This window comes from Arthrobacter sp. 49Tsu3.1M3, assembly GCF_900168135.1.
Classification (GTDB): Bacteria; Actinomycetota; Actinomycetes; order Actinomycetales; family Micrococcaceae; genus Arthrobacter.
The window spans coordinates 494,821-511,999 of the sequence record NZ_FUZD01000001.1 but is presented as its reverse complement, the minus strand read 5'-3'; the positions used below and the strand labels follow the sequence as shown (position 1 = coordinate 511,999).

The window sequence follows — 17,179 nt, the reverse complement described above, 5'->3', positions numbered from 1 at the left end:
CGGCGTCCGGGCCCGCCTCACGGCTAACCTAGGCACGGATAACCTATGGGTATGAAGAACCTGGACCTGAACCTGTTGCCCCAACTTCAGGTCCTGCTTGAACTGCGGAACGTTTCCAGGGCGGCTGAACGGCTCCAGCTCAGCCAGCCAGCCACGAGCGCAGCCATGGCCAGGCTCCGGCGCCATTTCGACGACGAACTCCTGGTCCGGAACGGCCGCACCTATGACCTCACGCCCTTCGCACAGTCCCTGGTCCCGCTGGTTGATGAAGCCATGCTTCACATCCAGCGGGCCACCCGGGTGCGGTCGGGCTTTGACGCCGCCACGAGCGAGCGGGAATTCATCATCGCAGCCTCGGACTACGCGGCGGCGCTGATTGTCGGTCCGCTGCGGGGGATCCTGCGCGAGGAGGCCCCCGGCGTGTCAGTGGATTTCGTTCCCACAGCCAAGTCCGGGATCCAGGGCCAGATGGCTGATTACTCGAAAATCGACCTGCTCGTCGGGCCCACGGGGTACCAGATGCAGGGCGCGAGCAAGCAGCTCTTCCGGGACAGTTTCGTGGCTGTGGCTGACACCGGGAATCTCCTGCTCCAGCAGCCCCGGCTCAGCCTTGAGGACCTGGCCACAGTTCCGCACGCCGTCGGCTATTTCGGGGAGGGAATCAGCACACCGGCGGACAAGCTGTTCGAGTCGCGGGGCATTCAGCGCCGCGTGGTGGCTGTGGTGGCCGGGTTCCTGTCCCTGCCACTGCTGGTGGAGGGGACAGACCTCGTGGCACTGGTCCCGGGGATGCTGGCAGCGCGGGCCCAGCGCGGCGCGGATATCGTCGTGCTGGAGTTCTCCGAAGACGCTGAAGCGTCCCTGGTAGAAGCGATGTACTGGCACCCGTCCCAGGCGGAGGACCCTGCCAGCGTCTGGCTGCGTTCCGTGGTCCAGCGGGCGTGTTCACGGCTGCACGAACTTTTCCCCGTCAGCGCACACCCGGTGACTATCCGTGCGGCGGATACCACCTAGAATTAATGCGCCATTCCCCGTCCGGACCATCCCTGCGAAAGTCGAAGAAACACACTTTCGGAAGGATCCCCCTATGCCAGTCTCCAGCCAGCGCCTGGCCGGCAAAACCGCCGTCATCACCGGAACTGCCAGCGGCCAAGGCAGGGCGGCGGCGCTCGCCTTCGCGGAGGCAGGGGCTTTAGTGGTCGGCTGCGACATGGACGACGACGGCGCCGGGGCCACCGTCCGCCAGGTCACCGCAGCCGGGGGCCGGATGAGCAGCAGCCAGGTTGACCTCACGGACGAGGCCGCTGTGGCGGCATGGGCGCAGGACGTAGCCGCTAACCACGGCCAGGTCCACATCCTGTACGCCAACGCGGCGGTCACCCGCTTCGCCCCGGTGGAGCAGCTCACGTTCGCCGACTGGAAGTGGAATGTTGAACATGAGATGGACGTGGTGTTCCTGCCGGTTAAATACTTCTGGCCGCAGCTGATCCAGGCGCAGAACGCCGCCATCGTGCTGGTGGGATCCACGGCAGGAGTTACCGGATCCATGACGAACGGCCGGCTGGCCCACACCGCCACCAAAGGGGCCGTGGTGGCCATGACCAGGCAGCTCGCGGCCGAAGGGGCTCCGCATGGACTGCGCGTCAATACTCTCAGCCCCGGAATGATCCGCACCGCAGCCACCGAGGGCAACCTCCTGGCCGCCGACCACCCCATGCGGTCCATCGCCGGCAGCATCCCGCTGGGCCGGGTCGGCACGCCGGAAGAAGTGGCCAAATGTGCGCTGTTCCTGGCCTCCGACGAAGCGTCCTACGTGACGGGCGCCAACCTGATGGTCGACGGCGGCTGGTCGGCCGTCCTGCCAGGCTAGTTGGAATCGTGCACCAAGTCAGCGCATGGCGTCGGAGACCGACATTGCTCCGCCGTGGCCTGACTGGCCGCCGTCCACCGGAATCTCGGCACCGGTCACGAACGAAGAGAGCGGGCTGAGGAAGAACAACACGACGCCTGCCACTTCCTCGACGCTTCCAGTGCGCGCCAGCGGGGTCTCGGCCATGGTCGCCTGCCTGAACTCGGCCTTAGCGCTCGCCGTCATGGGCGTTTCGATGAAGCCCGGGTGGACGGTATTAACCCGGATCCCACGCGGGCCGAGTTCCATGGCCGCCACCTGGGAGAGGCCCCGGTACGCCCACTTGCTGGCGGTGTAGGCCACCGGATAGTGCGCGGTCAGGCCTGCCACGGACCCCACGTTCACAATCGAAGAGCCACTGACCATCAGCGGTGCGAGGGCCTGGATGCCGAGCAGGGCTCCGGCAACGTTCACCTCATAGACGCGCTGAAGGTCAGCCGCAGAGGCATCCAGCAACCGGCTCCGCTGAGTGATGCCTGCATTGTTGACCAGCCCGTCCACCTGCCACCCTTGGAACTGTATCCAGTGAGCGAGATCGGACCAGCCGGAGGCATCGCTGACGTCCAGCTGCCGATACAACATCGCACCGGCCGACGGCGATGACATGACGGCCAGCTCGGCCGGCATGTCGACCGCCAGGTCTGTGGCGATGACGCGGGCCCCGGCCTCCACCAGCATGCGAGCCCCGGCAGCGCCCTGGCCCCGGCCGGCGCCGGTGACCACCACGGTCCGGCCATCGAGCTGAAGGGAGACCACCCTAGGCACCGGAAGGAACCACGGCGGCAGCCCGGTTGCGCGGACGCTGCCGGGCACGCACGCGGGTCCCGGCGTTGCGGCGCTCACCCACCGTGTTTTCGATGCTGCCGATGCCTTCCACCGTCATGCGGACCACATCGCCGGTCTTCAGCGGCGGGGGAGTCTGTGAGCCGTTCCGCCCCCAGAGCTCCGCGAGGCAGCCGCTGCCGCACGTGCCGGAGCCCAGCACATCGCCCGGGCGCACCACGGAATCCTGCGAGGCGTAGGCCACCAGCTCGGCGAAGGGCCAGCCCATATTGGAGAGCAGGTCCTGGCCGATGGCTTCGCCGTTGACCTCGACAGCCATGGAGATCGGCAGGAACCCCTCGGCGTCGTGCAGGTCCTCAAACTCATCGGCGGTGACAATCCAGGGCCCCAGCGTATTGGCGAAGTCCTTGCCCTTGCACGGCCCCAGGCTGACCTTCATCTCGCGGCGCTGCAGGTCCCGCGCCGACCAGTCGTTGAGCACGGTGTAGCCGAAAATGTGCCTGTGCGCCTCCGCTGCAGTCAGGTTCCGGCCGTCGCTTTGGGGGACGCGCCCGACGACGGCGGCGACTTCGGTCTCGAAGTCCAGGTCGTCGCAGCCCGCCGGGATACCAATCAGCTCACCGGTGCCGGTCACCGTGTGGGGGTTCGTGAAGTAGAACGTGGGTGCCTCGTACCATTCGGGCACCACCCCGGCCACGCCGTCGATGCTTTTCCGCACGCCTTCGACGTGTTCCTCGAAGGCCACAAAGTCCCGGATGGTGGCGGGCACCAATGAGGCGAGCAGCTGGACGTCGGCCAGCGGAACGGCCGGGCCCGAACCGATGGTCTGCCGGGCAAGACGCAGCGTTTCTTCCAGCCCGGCATCCAAAAGGGTCTGGACACTCTGGCCTGCGGGCAGGGCGTAGCAGGTTCCGCCGTCAACGAAGCCGGACTGCGTCCCGCCGTCGTGGTTCCAGCGTGCGATCTTGACCATGAAAATTCTTCCTTAGGCTGTGCGGCGGGCGGCGAGGGCCGAGGCGGGTGTGATGCCCAGGGCAGCGGCGTTGCCGGCCAGCACCCAGGCCTCGTCCGCGGGAGGAAGCAGTGCATCGATAACCTCCGCCACGGGGCGGTCGGAGCCCATGTCGAACGGGTAGTCCGAGCCGAGCAGCACCTGTTCCGGGCCAGCTGCAGCCACGAGAGCCCGCAGCTCAGCCGGGTTGTGGACCAGCGAATCGAAGTACAGCTTCTTCAGATACGACGACGGCGGCTGGGCGCAGCCGTGTGCCTCCGGCCGGACCCGCCAGGCGTGGTCGGAGCGGCCCAGGCTGGTGGGAAGGTAGCCGCCGCCGTGCGCTGCCAGGACTTTGAGGTCCGGGTGCCGGTCCAGGACCCCGCTGAAGATCAGGTGGGACAGGGCCACCGCGTTCTCGGCCGGCTGGGAGACGGTGTTGGCGAGGTAGAAGCGGTCCAGCCGCTCATCCAGTGAGCAGCCGAACGGGTGCAGGAACACCAGGGCGTCCAGCTCCTCGGCCCGGCGCCAAAACGGTTCCAGCCGGGGGTCGGAAAGTTCCACGGTGCTGCGGTCAGGATCGCCGGGAGTGGCGGCGAACGAGCCGATTTCCACGCCGAGCAGCCCGCACTCCAGGACGGCGTGTTCCAGGGCTTCAACCATCAACGCCGGGTGCTGCAGCGGGACAAGGCCAACTCCGTTGAGCCGCTCCGGCGCGCGGTCCACGAACTCCCGCACCGCCTTGTTGGCGGACCGGGCCACCTGCAGGGCCAGCTCGCCTGGGGCGAAGTAGTAGAAGTGCGACGGCGACGGCGAGACCAGCTGGACATCCACGCCCTGGGCATCCATGTCAGCCAACCGCCGGTCCAGGTCCGTCAGCTGCGGCCAGCGCTCCTTGATCATCTTGCCGGACGCGGCCATGGATTCGGGCCCGTTGCGGCGCACTTCCAGGGCCTGCTGGGCACCGAACCCCTCGGGATCAGCCTCGGCCACCAGCTGCTGCAGGGCCGGGAGCAGGATGTGGGCGTGGACGTCCACGGTGGGGGTTGGTCCTCCAGCGCGGTGGGTGTTCATGCGGGTTCCTTCAGCATGGTGGAAAGGGAGTGCATCAGGCCGGGTACGTCGGCGTCGCGGACGCCGTCGAGCATCCACTGGCCCAGCTGGACGGAGGCGTTGACCACGGCCTTTGCCCGGTGCAGGCGCCGGTCGGTGAACTCCTTCCACAGGGTCTCCGTGATCTCGTCTGCGTTGATCAGCAGCTCAGCCAGCACGGCCGCGTCTTCCAGCGCCATGGCAGCACCTTGTGCCACCGTGGGTGGGCAGCTGTGGGCGGCGTCGCCGATGATGACGGTGCGGCCGCGGTTCCAGGGCCCGTCGACCAGATGGGTGGTGAACCAGGTGTAGTTGATGCGGGCGCCCTGGTCCAGATTCGCACGGATTTCGTTCCACGGGCCGCCGTAGGCTGCGGCGAGCTCCGCCATGATGCGGGGGCCGTCCTCGTGCCTGCGCTCCTGGGCTTCTTCCACCACGTAGGCATAGATGGTGTCGGGGCCGGTGGGGCAGTAGCCGGCGATGAAACAGGGGCCGCCGTAAGTAAGGTCCGTGCGGACCACGTCCTCGGGCCGCTCCACGAACGCGCGCCAAATGCCCATGCCCGTGGGCGCGGGCTCAACGTCGATGCCGATGGCCTTGCGGACCGCGGAGTGCAGGCCGTCGGCGCCGATCAGGAGGTCGTAGCGGGCGGCGGCGCCGTCGGCGGTGCTGACGGTGACGGAATCGTCGTCGTCCGTTATTCCGGTGACGGTCCTGCCGTAGCTGATCTGTGCGCCGGCCTGCTGGGCCCGGTCGCGGAGAATGGCGGTGAGGTCGGGGCGGTACATGCCGAGTGTTGCCGGGAGGTCATCGCCCCCGGTCCGGATGTCCTCAAGGACCGCGATGACGGTGCCGGCAGGGTCCGGGGCGCGCAGGCCGAGGGTGCTGAACGCGTAGCCCTTCGCCTCGATCTGCTCCCACACGCCGAGCTGGCGGAGGACCCGCAAGGCGTTCCCCTGCAGGGTGATTCCGGATCCGAGAGTCTGCGGGGCTTCCGCCTTCTCCAGGACTTCCACATGGATTTCGGCGTCGGCCAGCAGGATGGCTGCGGTCAGTCCCGCCGCTCCCGCCCCGACGATTCCGACGTTCTGTACTGCTGCCATCGCTGACTCCTTTGTATTGACGGCGTAACTGCTTCGGTTGATGTTGTGCTGTTGGACTGAAAGCTACCGGAGAGCGATCGGGTTGACGGGCGATCCGACAGCCCCGGTAATGGGAAGCGGCGCTGCCGTAAGCAGGAAGTCGAACCTGCCATCCGCCGCGCAGGCCTCCGCGAGGCCGTCCGGATCCCACATCTCGCCGAGGAACAGCCCGAGGTTGGGGATGGCGATCTGGTGGAGCGGCTGGAAGGCGGCGTCGAACTCGTTGGGACGGACCTCAAAACCCCAGGTGTCCGTGGCGATCCCGGCGATTTCGCTGCTGTGCAGCCACGGTGCGGCGCTGAACGACAACCCGGGGGCTGACCCGCCGGCGTAATCGCCCCAGCCGTCGCGGCGGACCCTCGTATGCTGACCGGTACGGATCACCACGATGTCGCCCCGGCCCACCTTCGAGCTTGGCCCCTGCAGTTCAATGGTCCGCTCGAGATGTTCCGGGGTGATGGCGAAACCGTCTGGAAGCTCGCCATCTTTCCTGCCAAGCTCGGGTCCAAGCGCTCGGCCAACGTCCAGCAGGACCCCCCGGGTGACGATCTTCGCCGCGGCGGTTTCGATGCCGGTGACCAGGTCGCCTTCGGAAGTGACCACGTCCCCGGCGGCGCGGCCGTTCCAGGCTTTGCCCTGGTCGAAGATGTGGCCCAGGCCGTCCCACTGGGTGGAGCACTGCAGCGGCATGGCGATGACGTCATCAGCGCCGCCGAAGCCGTGCGGGAATCCCTGGTTGCCGCGTTCGGCGTCCACGCCGGTGTCGGTCATGGTGTGGACGGGGTTAGTGCGGCGGCGCCAGCCCTTCTGCGGCCCGTTGGTGTCGAACGGCTGGGACAGCGAGAAGGCCTCGCCCGTTTTCACAAGGGCTGCTGCTTCGATGCGCTTGGCCGCGTCGATGAAGTTCAAGGTTCCCAAAACGTCATCGTCACCCCAGCGGCCCCAGTTGTTGTGGGCCTCGGCCATGGCCCGGATGCTGCCGAGCGGGTCCTCGCGCCGGATCGCCGGGGAACCGGTGCTGGCAGATTCCCCGGTTGCGGTGGTGGTTGAAGCGGTGTCCTGGGCGGTCACGGCTGGCTGCCATCAGTTTGAACTTCGTCCCTGCAATGGATCAGCTGGGTGCCCAGGCCGGTAATGGTGCCTTCCATGACATCGCCGTCCTGGAGCAGCCGGCCCCAATGCTGTCCGTTGCCTGCGGGGCTTCCGGTGAGGACCAGGTCCCCGGGCTGAAGCGGCATGATCTGGGAGGCTTCGCTGACCAGCTTGGCGACCCCGAAGATCATGTCCTGGGTGGATTCGTCCTGCATGGCCTTGCCGTTGAGCTTCAGCGTCACCTGGACGTCCTGAGGGTTCCCGAAGAACTTGGCGGGAACCAGCAGCGGTCCGGTGGGCAGGAAGCCGGGGGCGTTCTTGGCGCGGTACCAGTCCGAGCCGATGGCAGGCATGTCCTTCCGGAAAACGTACTCACGGGTGGTGATGTCGTTAACCATCGTGTAGCCGAACACGTAGTCCAGTGCTTCCTCGGGTGTGACCCGGAAGGCCGTCCTGCCGATGACTGCTGCCAGTTCCAGCTCCCAGTCATGGGACTTGCTGTAGGAGGGCAAGGTGAGGTCGTCAGTGGCGGACGCGATCGCCGTCGGGAGTCCGATGAAGAAGTACGGGGTGCCCTGGCCTGCCCGTTTGTCCATCATCGCCGCGGTCCGGTCCCGGACTTCGTCCTCGTCCTGGCCCGGTTCGCGATGTGCAGCGGCGAGATCGATCACGTGCTTGCGGTAGTTCGCGCCGGTCTGCAGGACCTGGACCGGTTCCACCGGGGCGAGAACTTCGACGCCGGCCAGAGCCAGGCCGGTGTCCTCACCGGCGGACGCAGCCAGGGTGTCCAACTGGTCCTCGGTGGTGTCCCAGTGCTCGATCAGGGAGTTGATGTCCCCGTCCAGCGGCAGGACCCGGCTCCCCACCAAGAGGCCCACGCGGGCCTTGCTGTCACCCGGCTCCTGGAAACGGATAAGGGAGTACGTTGCTTCGGTCATGGTGTTTTAGCCCCGTCCCTGCTTGGCGTAAGGGTTCAGCAGGGCTTCCTTCATTTCGGGGGAAGCGCCTTCCTCGGTGGCGGTGAAGCCCTCGGCCGGCGGGAAGGATTCTGTCATGGAATGCGGCATGGCGCCGTTCTTGTAGAAGTTGTTGGAACCTAGGGAGGGCTTCCAGGTGCTGGCTTCCCAGTCCGGGACGTAGTTGCGGTAGCCGCCGGAGTTGAGCTCGACGCGGAGACCGGACGGGTCGCGGAAGTAGAGGAAGTTCTGCTCGCCCACGCCGTGGATGGAAGGGCCATATTCCATGGCGGTGCCATTCTCCATCATGACGTCCGCGGTGCGCAGCAGGTCCTCGGTGGCGTCCACCCAGAAGGCGATGTGGTTGACGCGGCCGGCACGGGGAGAGGTGTCCAGGACCACGCCCAGGTCGTGGGACTTTTCATTGGTGGTCAGCACGGAAAATACGGTGATGGGTGCTTCGTCCAGGTCCACGAACGCCATCACGCGGAAACCCAGCGCCTCGTTGTACCACTTGGCGAAGCCGCGGACGTCGGAGCAGGCCACGGTGACGTGGTCCAGGAAACGGGGGGCGGCGGCGTGGCTGCTGCGGCGTTCCGGACGGTCCGGGTAGGTGGATTCAAAACCGGGCTCAGCGACGAACTTGTCCACGTCGTAGAAGAGGCGCATGTGGTGGCCGTAGGGGCCGGTGAATTCATAGGCCTTGCCGTAGCCGTGGCCGCCACCGGTCCAGGTGCCCTGGACGCCGGTTGCCTCTACCCGGGCTGCTGCGGCTTCGAGGGCTGCCTGGGAGTTGGTGCGCCAGGCCATCCGGCCCAGGGATGCTTCCGGTCCTTCGGTAATGACCAGGCTGTAGCGGTAGTAGTCGCCCCAGCAGCGCAAGTAGACGTTGCCGTCCACCCGGTCGATGATGCGCATGCCGAACTTTTCCTCGTAGAACCGTGCCGAGGCTTCGACGTCCGGCGTGGTGATTTCGAGGTGGGCAAGATGGGAGAGGGGAGTTTCCACGGTGAAGTCCTTCTGGTTACTGGCTGCTGCTGGTCGATGCAGGTCCTGTAACTACTGTGAGGGATTTCATATATCCAGGGAAGGCGAAGTTTTTGATACCAGGTATTCATGAACCGGATAGTCCTCCGAGGATTAACCAAAACAACCGAAGCCCGAATAGACCGGCCTGAAAGGCCTAGTTGAACTCAGTTAGGGTTTGACTCTCAGCGGCCTAGTTGAACTCAGTTAGGGTTTGACTCTCAGCGGCCTAGTTGAACTCAGTTAGGGTTTGACTCTCAGCGGCCTGGTTGGGCACGGTCAGCCTGCCTGTGACGTGGGCGAGGGGACTGCGCCGGCGGTTGCGCCGAGGCCCGCGGGATCGGCCAGTAACGGGGTGAAGGCCAGTTCCGCGGCGCCGATCATCATCAGGTCGGAGCCGAGGGCCGCGCGGTAGATTGTTGCCTGTCCGGCGGGCCCGTCCATTGCCTGGGACAGCAGCATTGCCTGCAGCGACCCCGGGGCGAGCGCGTGCAGCGTCCCCAGGAAGCCGTCAAGGACGATTGCGTCGGGATTGAAAATGTTCACGGCGTTGCGCAGGGCTGTGCCCAGGTAGGTCAGCTGGCGTGCGACTTCGTCGCTGAGCCCGGCGCTGTCGCTGTTCTCGAGTGCTTTCTCGAGGTCGGCGGTGTCGCTGCTGCTCAAGCCGGCAAGTTCCAGGAGGCGGGACTGGGAGACCTCGGTTTCCAGGCAGCCCGTGGCGCCGCAGTGGCAGGTGGTGCCGCCCGAGCGGACGAAGGTGTGGCCGAGTTCCCCGGCGTAGCCGGAGGCCCCCCGGAGCAGGCGCCCGTCGGCGATGATCCCGCCGCCAATGCCGCTGGCGCCACCGTTGAGGTAGATCAGATTGCCCGGCCGGACACTTGATCCGGTGCCGGCGCCGGCACCGAAAATCAACTCGGCTTCCGCGCCCAGAGAGGCGTCGTTGGCGGCCTGACACGGGTATCCGGTGGCCTCGCTCAGCATCCGGGCGACGGGCTCATTGCGCCAGCCCAGGTGCGGCGCGTGCCGCACGACGCCGTCGTCGCGGTTCACCAGGCCGGGCACGGCCGTGCCGATGCCGGTAATCCGGTAGGAGGCATCGAGTTCGGACCGCATCCCGGCGATGACGGCCGCTGCGATATTCACCGCTTCCCGGGCGCTCGGAATCCGTTCCGTTTCGAAGCGGACCTTCTTTTGGACCTTCCCGCCGAGGCTGACCAGACCGATGGTGACGGCGTCGACTTCAGGGTTGACGGCCAGCGCCGCAATCGACGGGCTGGGATGGACCTCGGGGCTGGGCCTGCCCACCTGGCCCTCGCCGGCAGGCGCCGTTTCATAGACCAGCCCCAGCGAGGTGAGCTGGCCGATCAGGGTCCCGACCGTGGAGCGGTTCAGCCCCGTTTGCCGGGTCAGCTGGGCGCGGCTGAGCACCCCGTGGTGATGGACGAGGGAGGTCAGCAGCGCCAAGTTGTTGCGGCGCGACGGATCCGGCTCGGCCGGCGCGGGGGGATGGGTACGTGGAGGCATCATCGTGACACTATCAGCGGCCGAACACCGTGCGGTCCAGGAAGGCTTTGCGGAATTTTCCGGCATGCCTCGTTATCCGCGGTGCCCGGTGGCCGTAGTTCCCCGCCCGGTTGCGCTCTGTCACGATCTCACCGATCACGGTTGAATCCTTCACTTGGGAGGTCAGCTGCCCTGGTCTCATCTAGTCCGGCGCTCATTTGATGTTTTTCACAACATAACAGCCACGCCGGTGACCGGCCAGAGTTTGAACCAATTAGCGCGGCCCCCATCTCCCTCAAGTGGTTGACATCACTGAAATCTATAATATGTTTGCGTCTAGAACAATTCAATTTGAACCTTTCCCCACCCCGTAGCCGCGCACAGATCCTGGAGCATTCAATGGCGATTCAGCCCACCCGTGAAGACAAGTTTTCCTTCGGCCTTTGGACGGTGGGCTGGGAGGCCCAGGACCAGTTCGGTGCCGCCACGCGCCCGCCACTGGACACGGTGGAGGCCGTCAACAGGCTTAGCGACCTCGGCGCCTACGGTATTACCTTCCACGACAACGACCTCTTTCCCTTCGGCTGCTCCGCCGCTGACCGCCAGCGCGAAATCGGCCGGCTGACCGGGGCGCTGAAGGCCACCGGGATGATCGTCCCGATGGTCACCACCAACCTGTTCAGCCACCCGGTCTTCAAGGACGGGGGGTTCACCAGCAACGACCGCGGAGTCCGGCGCTTCGCCCTGCGCAAAGTCCTGGACAACATTGACCTGGCCGCCGAGCTCGGTGCCGAGACCTTCGTCATGTGGGGCGGCCGCGAAGGCAGTGAATACGACGCCGCCAAGGACATCCGCGGCGCCCTGGAACGCTACCGCGAGGCCGTGAACCTGCTGGGCGACTACGTCACCGACAAGGGCTACAACATCCGCTTCGCCATCGAGCCCAAGCCCAACGAACCCCGCGGCGACATCCTCCTGCCCACCTTGGGCCACGCCCTGGCGTTCATCGAAACGCTGGAGCGCCCCGAACTCGTGGGCATCAACCCCGAGACCGGGCACGAGCAGATGGCCGGACTGAACTTCACCCACGGGATCGCCCAGGCGCTCTACCAAGGCAAGCTCTTCCACATCGATCTCAACGGCCAGCGCAGCATCAAGTTCGACCAGGACCTGGTGTTCGGCCACGGCGACCTGCAGAACGCGTTCTCCCTGGTGGACCTGCTCGAAAACGGCGGCCCCGACGGAGGCCCGGCTTACGACGGCCCGCGCCACTTCGACTACAAGCCCAGCCGCACCGAGGACATCGACGGCGTGTGGGACTCCGCGGCCGCCAACATGCAGACCTACCTGCTGCTCAAGGAACGCGCCAAGGCTTTCCGCGCCGACCCCCAGGTCCAGGCCGCGCTGCAGGCCTCCCGCGTTGCGGAGATCAACGAACCCACGCTCAACCCGGGCGAAGGGTACGAGCAGCTCCGCGCGGACCGCGCCTCCTATGAGGACTTCGACGCCGACGCCTACTTCGGCGGCAAGGGCTTCGGTTTCGTGAAGCTGCAGCAGCTCTTCATCGAGCACCTGCTCGGCGCCCGCTGATACCGTGACGGCTGCTCCCATGACCCTTGTTGCCGGCGTCGACTCCTCCACCCAAAGCTGCAAGGTGGTGGTCCTGGACGCGGAAACCGGAAAGCTCGTCCGCGAGGGCCGGGCCGCTCACCCGGACGGAACGGAGGTCCACCCGGACCGCTGGTGGCGCGCCTTGTCTGAGGCGTTCGACGACGCCGGCGGACTGGCGGACGTCGGCGCACTGTCGGTGGGGGGCCAGCAGCACGGCATGGTGCTGCTGGACCACGCCGGTAACGTAGTGCGCCCGGCGCTGCTGTGGAACGACACCCGCTCTGCCGCCGCCGCGGCCGCACTCACCGACGAAGTGGGGGCCGAGGACTTTGCCCGCAGGACCGGCCTGGTCCCGGTGGCCTCCTTCACCATCACGAAGGTCCGCTGGGTCCGGGACCACGAACCGGACCTGGCGGACCAGGTGGCGGCCGTCGCGCTGCCGCATGACTGGCTGACCTGGCGCCTCCGCGGTTACGGCCCGGCAGGCTCCAGCCCCCTCGGCCCGGACCTGGACCAGCTCACCACCGACCGCTCCGATGCCAGCGGCACCGGATACTGGAGCCCATCGGCCGGGGACTACGATCTTGACCTGTTCAAGATCGCCTTCGGCCGGGACGCCAGGGAAGCCAGCGGCAACGCCGGGCCGGGGGACTCGGGAACCGTGGTCCTGCCCCGCGTGCTGGGCCCAGGCGACGCTGCCGGAACGATCCATCCCGGCTGCTTCGGACCCCCGGCTGAGCTGCCAGACCAGTCGGGATCAATCCAGGCAGGAGCCGGGAAAGCAGGATCCGGACCCCGGATCCTGCTCGGCGCCGGCGCCGGGGACAACGCGGCCGCCGCCCTGGGACTGGGGGCCAAACCCGGCGACGTCGTGGTGTCCGTAGGCACCAGCGGCACGGTCTTCTCCGTGGCATCGCGGGCCGTTGCCGATCCCGACGGCACCGTCGCAGGCTTCGCGGACGCCAGCGGAGAGTACCTGCCCATCGCTGTCACGCTCAACGCCGCGCGCGTGCTCAGCTCCGTGGCGGGCCTCCTGGGCGTGGACTTCGACGAACTTTCCCGCCTAGCACTCGATGCCGAACCCGGCGCCGGCGGCGTCGTGCTCGTGCCGTACTTCGAAGGGGAGCGAACGCCCAACCTGCCCCACGCCAAAGCCAGCCTCCACGGTCTCAGCATCGCCTCCAGCACCCGGAGCAACCTGGCCCGGGCCGCCATCGAAGGCATGCTCTGCGGACTGTCCGGCGGGCTGGATGCCCTCCGCGCCCAAGGCAGCCCCGCGACACGCCTGCTCCTGATCGGCGGCGCCGTGCAAAGCCCCGCGGTGCAGGCCATCGCGGCCCAGGTCTTCGAGCTGCCGGTCGTGATCCCGAGCCCGGGGGAGTACGTGGCCCGGGGCGCGGCCGCCCAGGCAGCCTGGGCCCGCAGCGGCAACCGCCCGGCATGGCCTGTGGCTGTGGACGCCGCTCCGGCCCCGGACTTCCACCCGGAAATCCAGCAGAACTACCTGAAGGCGACTGGCCATGTTGACCCCGGCAACTGAGCCACCGCTGGCACCCTACGGACTTCCAGTACCGATCCTGGTAACGCGACTCGACCCGGCCGATACGAGGCCCGACTCAACGCTGAGCTGCCGCTGGGCACTACAAGGGAAAGCTGGGGCGAGTCCTCGGATGAACCAAGGCAGCCTTGGTATCCTCGGCAAGCCGACCGACATCTTGCTACCGTGCGCATGCGCCACGGCCAGGCAACACCCTGTTCGCTGAGTCAGGCGGCTGCGAACCTCGCGGCACGGGTTTGTCTGGGCGATCACGGTCTTTTGCGAGCGGAACCTGCTCGACATTGCACTGCACTGTCTGGCGAGCGGATACGTATCAAGTCTGCGATAGCGAGGGCGACGAACCCGGCACCCCGGTTCCGGCCGCGCCGCGAGGTCAGGCCCGCGACGCGGCCGGACATGCCTGGCCATGGTGGCCGGTGGGGCCCGAACAGACGCACGCCTGCGGCGGACGTGTCGACCCGCCGGTCACGCTCGAGTCGGCAGCTCTGGTGCGTTTCAGATCCCGCTCCCGGTCCGCACGGCTGACGTCCCCGGGTCGTACTGGAGGGAGGCGGCGTCGGGCAGCCAGTCCGTCTCGTCGTAGAGGCTGCTTAGCCGGCGCGGAAGCTTCTCCAGGACACGGTCGGTGCGGACCTGCTCCAGAGCGTCCACCAGGTAGTAGGTGCTGGTCGGATGGCCTTTGGCCGACGCGGCGGAACCGAGCTCCTGCACAACTGGGCGGGTCACGGCCGCGTCCTGGTACTCGCCGAGCAGGTCCTGGAGCTTCTTGGCCTGCCGGCCCAGCCGCCGCGCGGGTTTGCCGACGACGGGGGTGGCGACGTCGATCACGTAGCGGAGTTGCTTGTCGGCCTTGCGGGCGTCGTGCAGCGCCTCATCCCGCTCCGTCCCCGCCGGCAGTGCCTGGGCGGCCACGAGGTGACGGTCGAGCGTGCGCAGCGCCTTGGCGATGCTCTTTGGCAGTTCCTCCGCCGCGGGCCGCGCCGCGCGCTCGGTGAAGGGCGGGTCGGCCGGCGGCCAGTCCAGCACCTGACGGAGCGCGGCGTAACGATCGCTGGCGAGCGTGGCCTGGGTGGTTTGGCTGCTACTGACGGCGAGCTGGTCCAGCTGGGTCCGGGCGTCGTCGACCACGGGGCCAACGATCAATTCCGACGGCAGGGCGTCGTGCTGTCGTTTCAGCTCGATGAGTGTCCTCTGGGTGTCGTTCTCCTCGCCGAGCTGGCGGCCCAGCCACGCCAGCTCAGCGCACACCGGTCGGGTGACCTGCCGATCGAGGACGCGGGAGAAACCGCGAAGTGTGGAACGCAGCTGGCGGATCGTGACGCGCATCTTGGTGACCCCCTTCGGGTCGCCGTCGCGCACCTTGCGCTCGGCCTCCCGAAGCGCCCTGGTCTGGGCACGGAGGGCCTGTAGCACCACCTCGCCGGCCGTGGGTGGGGACGCGGTCGACGTCTGGTTCTTCGACGACTTGGTGCGGCCGGTGGACGGCTCTTGGGTGTTCGTCGCGGTGGTGGTCATGAGAGGGCTCCGATGGTGGTGAGACGGGTGCGGTCGGCGGAAGGGTCTGCCGGGGCGGTCCCGGGCAGCTCGGTGTCCAGGACGCCACCCCGGCGCAGGTACACGTTGCGGGTGGCCAGGGCAGTGACCGCGGGACGGTGCGTCGTCGCGATGATCGTGCGACCTTCGACGAGCCGGCCCAGCGCCTGGACAACGAGTTCCTCGGCGTGAACGTCCAGGCCGGCGGTGGGTTCGTCGAGGAGCACGACGGGGGCGTCGACGAGCAGTGCGCGGGCTATGCCGACGCGTTGGCGCTGTCCGCCGGACAGCCCGGTCCCGCCGGTCCCGACGGTGGTGTCGAGCCCGTCGGGGAGGTCATCGGCGAACTCGCTGACCAGGGCCGCCTCAGCGGCGGCAGCCACCTCAGCATCCGTGGCGTCGGGGCGGCCGTAACGGATGTTGTCGACCAGCGTGCCGGAGAACAGGAAGGTGTCCTGCAGGACCATGGCCACCTGCTGGTGCAGCCAGTGCTCCGGGACATCGGGGACCTGGTGCCCGTCGAGCAGGACCTGGCCGGCGGTGGGACGGTAGAGGCCACCGATCACTGACAGAAGGGTCGACTTGCCGGCGCCGTTGTCGCCGAGCAGGGCGATCCGCTCACCGGGAGTGACGGTCAGGTCGACGTCGGTAAAAACCGGGCCGCGGCCGGTGCCGTAGTCCAGCACGACCTTGCGCAGTTCGATGCGGCCGTCTGCGCGGGCCGGCAGCGGCTCCTCGGTGCCCTGGTGGTCGGTGGGCTGGTCGAGGATGTCGGCAATCCGCTGGGCGGACGCGGCGCCCTGGGTGAAGCTAGGTGCCAGCTTGGCCAGGGATTTCATCGGCGAGAGCATGGTCTTGAGGTAACTGGTGACGACCACCAGCACCCCGACCTGCCACCAGCCGTTCAGCGCTCCGTAACCGCCGACGAACAACACCAGTGCCGTGCCTACCGCGGCGACCAGCTGCAGAGTGGGGGAGAACTTGGCGCTGATCTTTACCGAGCGCAGCGACAGGCCGAGCACGTTGTCGTTCTGTGCGGCAAACCGCTCGTCTTGCACCCGCTGGCTGCCGAACGCGTGCACGGTGCGGATGCCCATCAGGGACTCGGTGACGAGCCCGGTCAGGTCGCCGGTGGCGGCGCGCTTGCGACGGGCGTACTGCCGGGTCAGGCCGGCGAAGTGGTTGGCGGTCAGGAACATGAGCGGGGCTACGACGAGCCCGATGAGCCCGAGGCGCCAGTCCACGGCGACCATCACGGCGGCGGTACCGGCCAGGGTGAGCACGGACGGGACGAGGTCGGTGCCCACATCCCGCAGGGTCGATTCCACCGTTGACGTGTCCGAGACGACCCGGCTGGCCAGCTCGCCGACGTTCTGCCGGTCGTGGAAGGCCATCGGCAGCCGCTGGGTGTAGGCGAACACATCCGCACGGATGCGCGAGGTGATCCGCTGGCCGGACCCGTTCATGTGCATGTCGCCCAGATAGGAGAACATCCCTGCGGCACCTGTGATCACCACCACGGCGCTCGCCGCGACCAGCAGCATCGCCATCGATGAACCTCCGAACCACCCGGCGACGGTGTGCAGGATCCCGCTCTTGCCCTGGCCGTTGCCTTGGCCCTTGTCCTGGAGCAGGTCGTTGATGACCAGCGCCAGCGGCCAGGGGGCGGCCAGATTGGCGGCCATTTGCCCGCCGTTCATCAGCATGCCCAGGACCAGCGACTTTCGCTCCGTTCGGCCGTAGTCCTTGAACCGCCATAGCTCGCGCAGAGTGCTGAGATCCCAGCGCGGACGCCCACCGGCGCCGTGTCTTTCGGGTTTGACTGCGTCTACGGCCTCCGGGCTCGCTGGCAGATCGTTCGTGGAGTGGGCGGTCATAGGTTGCTCCTCTTTACTTGGGGTACGGGCAACGGCGTCGACGATGCGGGATGCACCGCAGAAACATACGTTGTATGGAAGCTCTAACCATACAGCGTATGGAGGG

General features: G+C 67.3%; 15 protein-coding genes. 4 read left to right on the top strand and 11 right to left on the bottom strand.

Going from position 1 to position 17,179, the window contains the following annotated elements:
* Positions 1-51 precede the first annotated feature (51 nt).
* Positions 52-1,014, top strand: coding sequence for a LysR family transcriptional regulator (locus B5X90_RS02465; RefSeq protein WP_079549897.1), 963 nt, complete (start codon positions 52-54; stop codon positions 1,012-1,014).
* A gap of 73 nt (positions 1,015-1,087) precedes the next feature.
* On the top strand, positions 1,088-1,870 hold the full coding sequence (locus B5X90_RS02460) for an SDR family NAD(P)-dependent oxidoreductase (RefSeq protein WP_079549896.1): 783 nt from the start codon (positions 1,088-1,090) through the stop codon (positions 1,868-1,870).
* Between the two features lie 18 nt (positions 1,871-1,888).
* Here B5X90_RS02460 and B5X90_RS02455 read toward each other — a convergent pair whose 3' ends face one another.
* From B5X90_RS02455 to B5X90_RS21495, 9 genes are all read right to left on the bottom strand, one after another.
* On the bottom strand, positions 1,889-2,665 hold the full coding sequence (locus B5X90_RS02455; protein WP_179129017.1) for an SDR family NAD(P)-dependent oxidoreductase: 777 nt from the start codon (positions 2,663-2,665) through the stop codon (positions 1,889-1,891).
* Between the two features lies 1 nt (position 2,666).
* Positions 2,667-3,665, bottom strand: a complete 999-nt coding sequence (locus B5X90_RS02450; protein ID WP_079549895.1) for a fumarylacetoacetate hydrolase family protein — start codon at positions 3,663-3,665, stop codon at positions 2,667-2,669.
* A 12-nt stretch (positions 3,666-3,677) separates the two neighbouring features.
* Positions 3,678-4,757 carry an amidohydrolase family protein gene (locus B5X90_RS02445; protein WP_079549894.1) on the bottom strand — a complete coding sequence of 360 codons (1,080 nt, stop codon included), beginning with the start codon at positions 4,755-4,757 and terminating at the stop codon, positions 3,678-3,680.
* The gene (locus B5X90_RS02440) at positions 4,754-5,878 is read right to left on the bottom strand and encodes an FAD-dependent monooxygenase (RefSeq protein ID WP_079549893.1); all 1,125 of its coding nucleotides are present in this window, start codon (positions 5,876-5,878) and stop codon (positions 4,754-4,756) included. The genes B5X90_RS02445 and B5X90_RS02440 overlap by 4 nt, the downstream gene beginning before the upstream one ends.
* A gap of 63 nt (positions 5,879-5,941) precedes the next feature.
* Positions 5,942-6,988, bottom strand: a complete 1,047-nt coding sequence (locus B5X90_RS02435; RefSeq protein WP_079549892.1) for a cyclase family protein — start codon at positions 6,986-6,988, stop codon at positions 5,942-5,944.
* The gene (locus B5X90_RS02430) at positions 6,985-7,947 is read right to left on the bottom strand and encodes a fumarylacetoacetate hydrolase family protein (RefSeq protein ID WP_079549891.1); all 963 of its coding nucleotides are present in this window, start codon (positions 7,945-7,947) and stop codon (positions 6,985-6,987) included. Before B5X90_RS02430 ends, B5X90_RS02435 begins: the two co-directional genes overlap by 4 nt.
* Positions 7,948-7,953: 6 nt before the next feature.
* Entirely contained in the window at positions 7,954-8,973 is a 1,020-nt protein-coding gene (locus B5X90_RS02425) for a VOC family protein (RefSeq protein WP_079549890.1), read from the bottom strand.
* A 297-nt stretch (positions 8,974-9,270) separates the two neighbouring features.
* Positions 9,271-10,518, bottom strand: a complete 1,248-nt coding sequence (locus tag B5X90_RS02420; protein WP_179129016.1) for an ROK family protein — start codon at positions 10,516-10,518, stop codon at positions 9,271-9,273.
* A gap of 10 nt (positions 10,519-10,528) precedes the next feature.
* Positions 10,529-10,654, bottom strand: coding sequence for a hypothetical protein (locus B5X90_RS21495; protein ID WP_256860017.1), 126 nt, complete (start codon positions 10,652-10,654; stop codon positions 10,529-10,531).
* Between the two features lie 239 nt (positions 10,655-10,893).
* Here B5X90_RS21495 and xylA point away from each other — a divergent pair, with 239 nt between their 5' ends.
* A complete protein-coding gene (gene xylA / locus B5X90_RS02415) occupies positions 10,894-12,084 on the top strand; it encodes a xylose isomerase (protein ID WP_079549889.1) in 1,191 nt (396 codons plus the stop codon).
* Positions 12,085-12,103: 19 nt separating this feature from the next.
* Entirely contained in the window at positions 12,104-13,645 is a 1,542-nt protein-coding gene (locus tag B5X90_RS02410; protein ID WP_079549888.1) for a xylulokinase, read from the top strand.
* A gap of 513 nt (positions 13,646-14,158) precedes the next feature.
* Here B5X90_RS02410 and B5X90_RS02405 read toward each other — a convergent pair.
* Both B5X90_RS02405 and B5X90_RS02400 read right to left on the bottom strand, forming a co-directional pair.
* Positions 14,159-15,178 carry a CHAD domain-containing protein gene (locus B5X90_RS02405; protein ID WP_079549887.1) on the bottom strand — a complete coding sequence of 340 codons (1,020 nt, stop codon included), beginning with the start codon at positions 15,176-15,178 and terminating at the stop codon, positions 14,159-14,161.
* Positions 15,175-17,073 (bottom strand): ABC transporter ATP-binding protein, encoded by a 1,899-nt coding sequence (locus B5X90_RS02400; RefSeq protein ID WP_079549886.1) that lies wholly within the window; start codon positions 17,071-17,073, stop codon positions 15,175-15,177. The genes B5X90_RS02405 and B5X90_RS02400 overlap by 4 nt, the downstream gene beginning before the upstream one ends.
* Positions 17,074-17,179 lie beyond the last annotated feature (106 nt).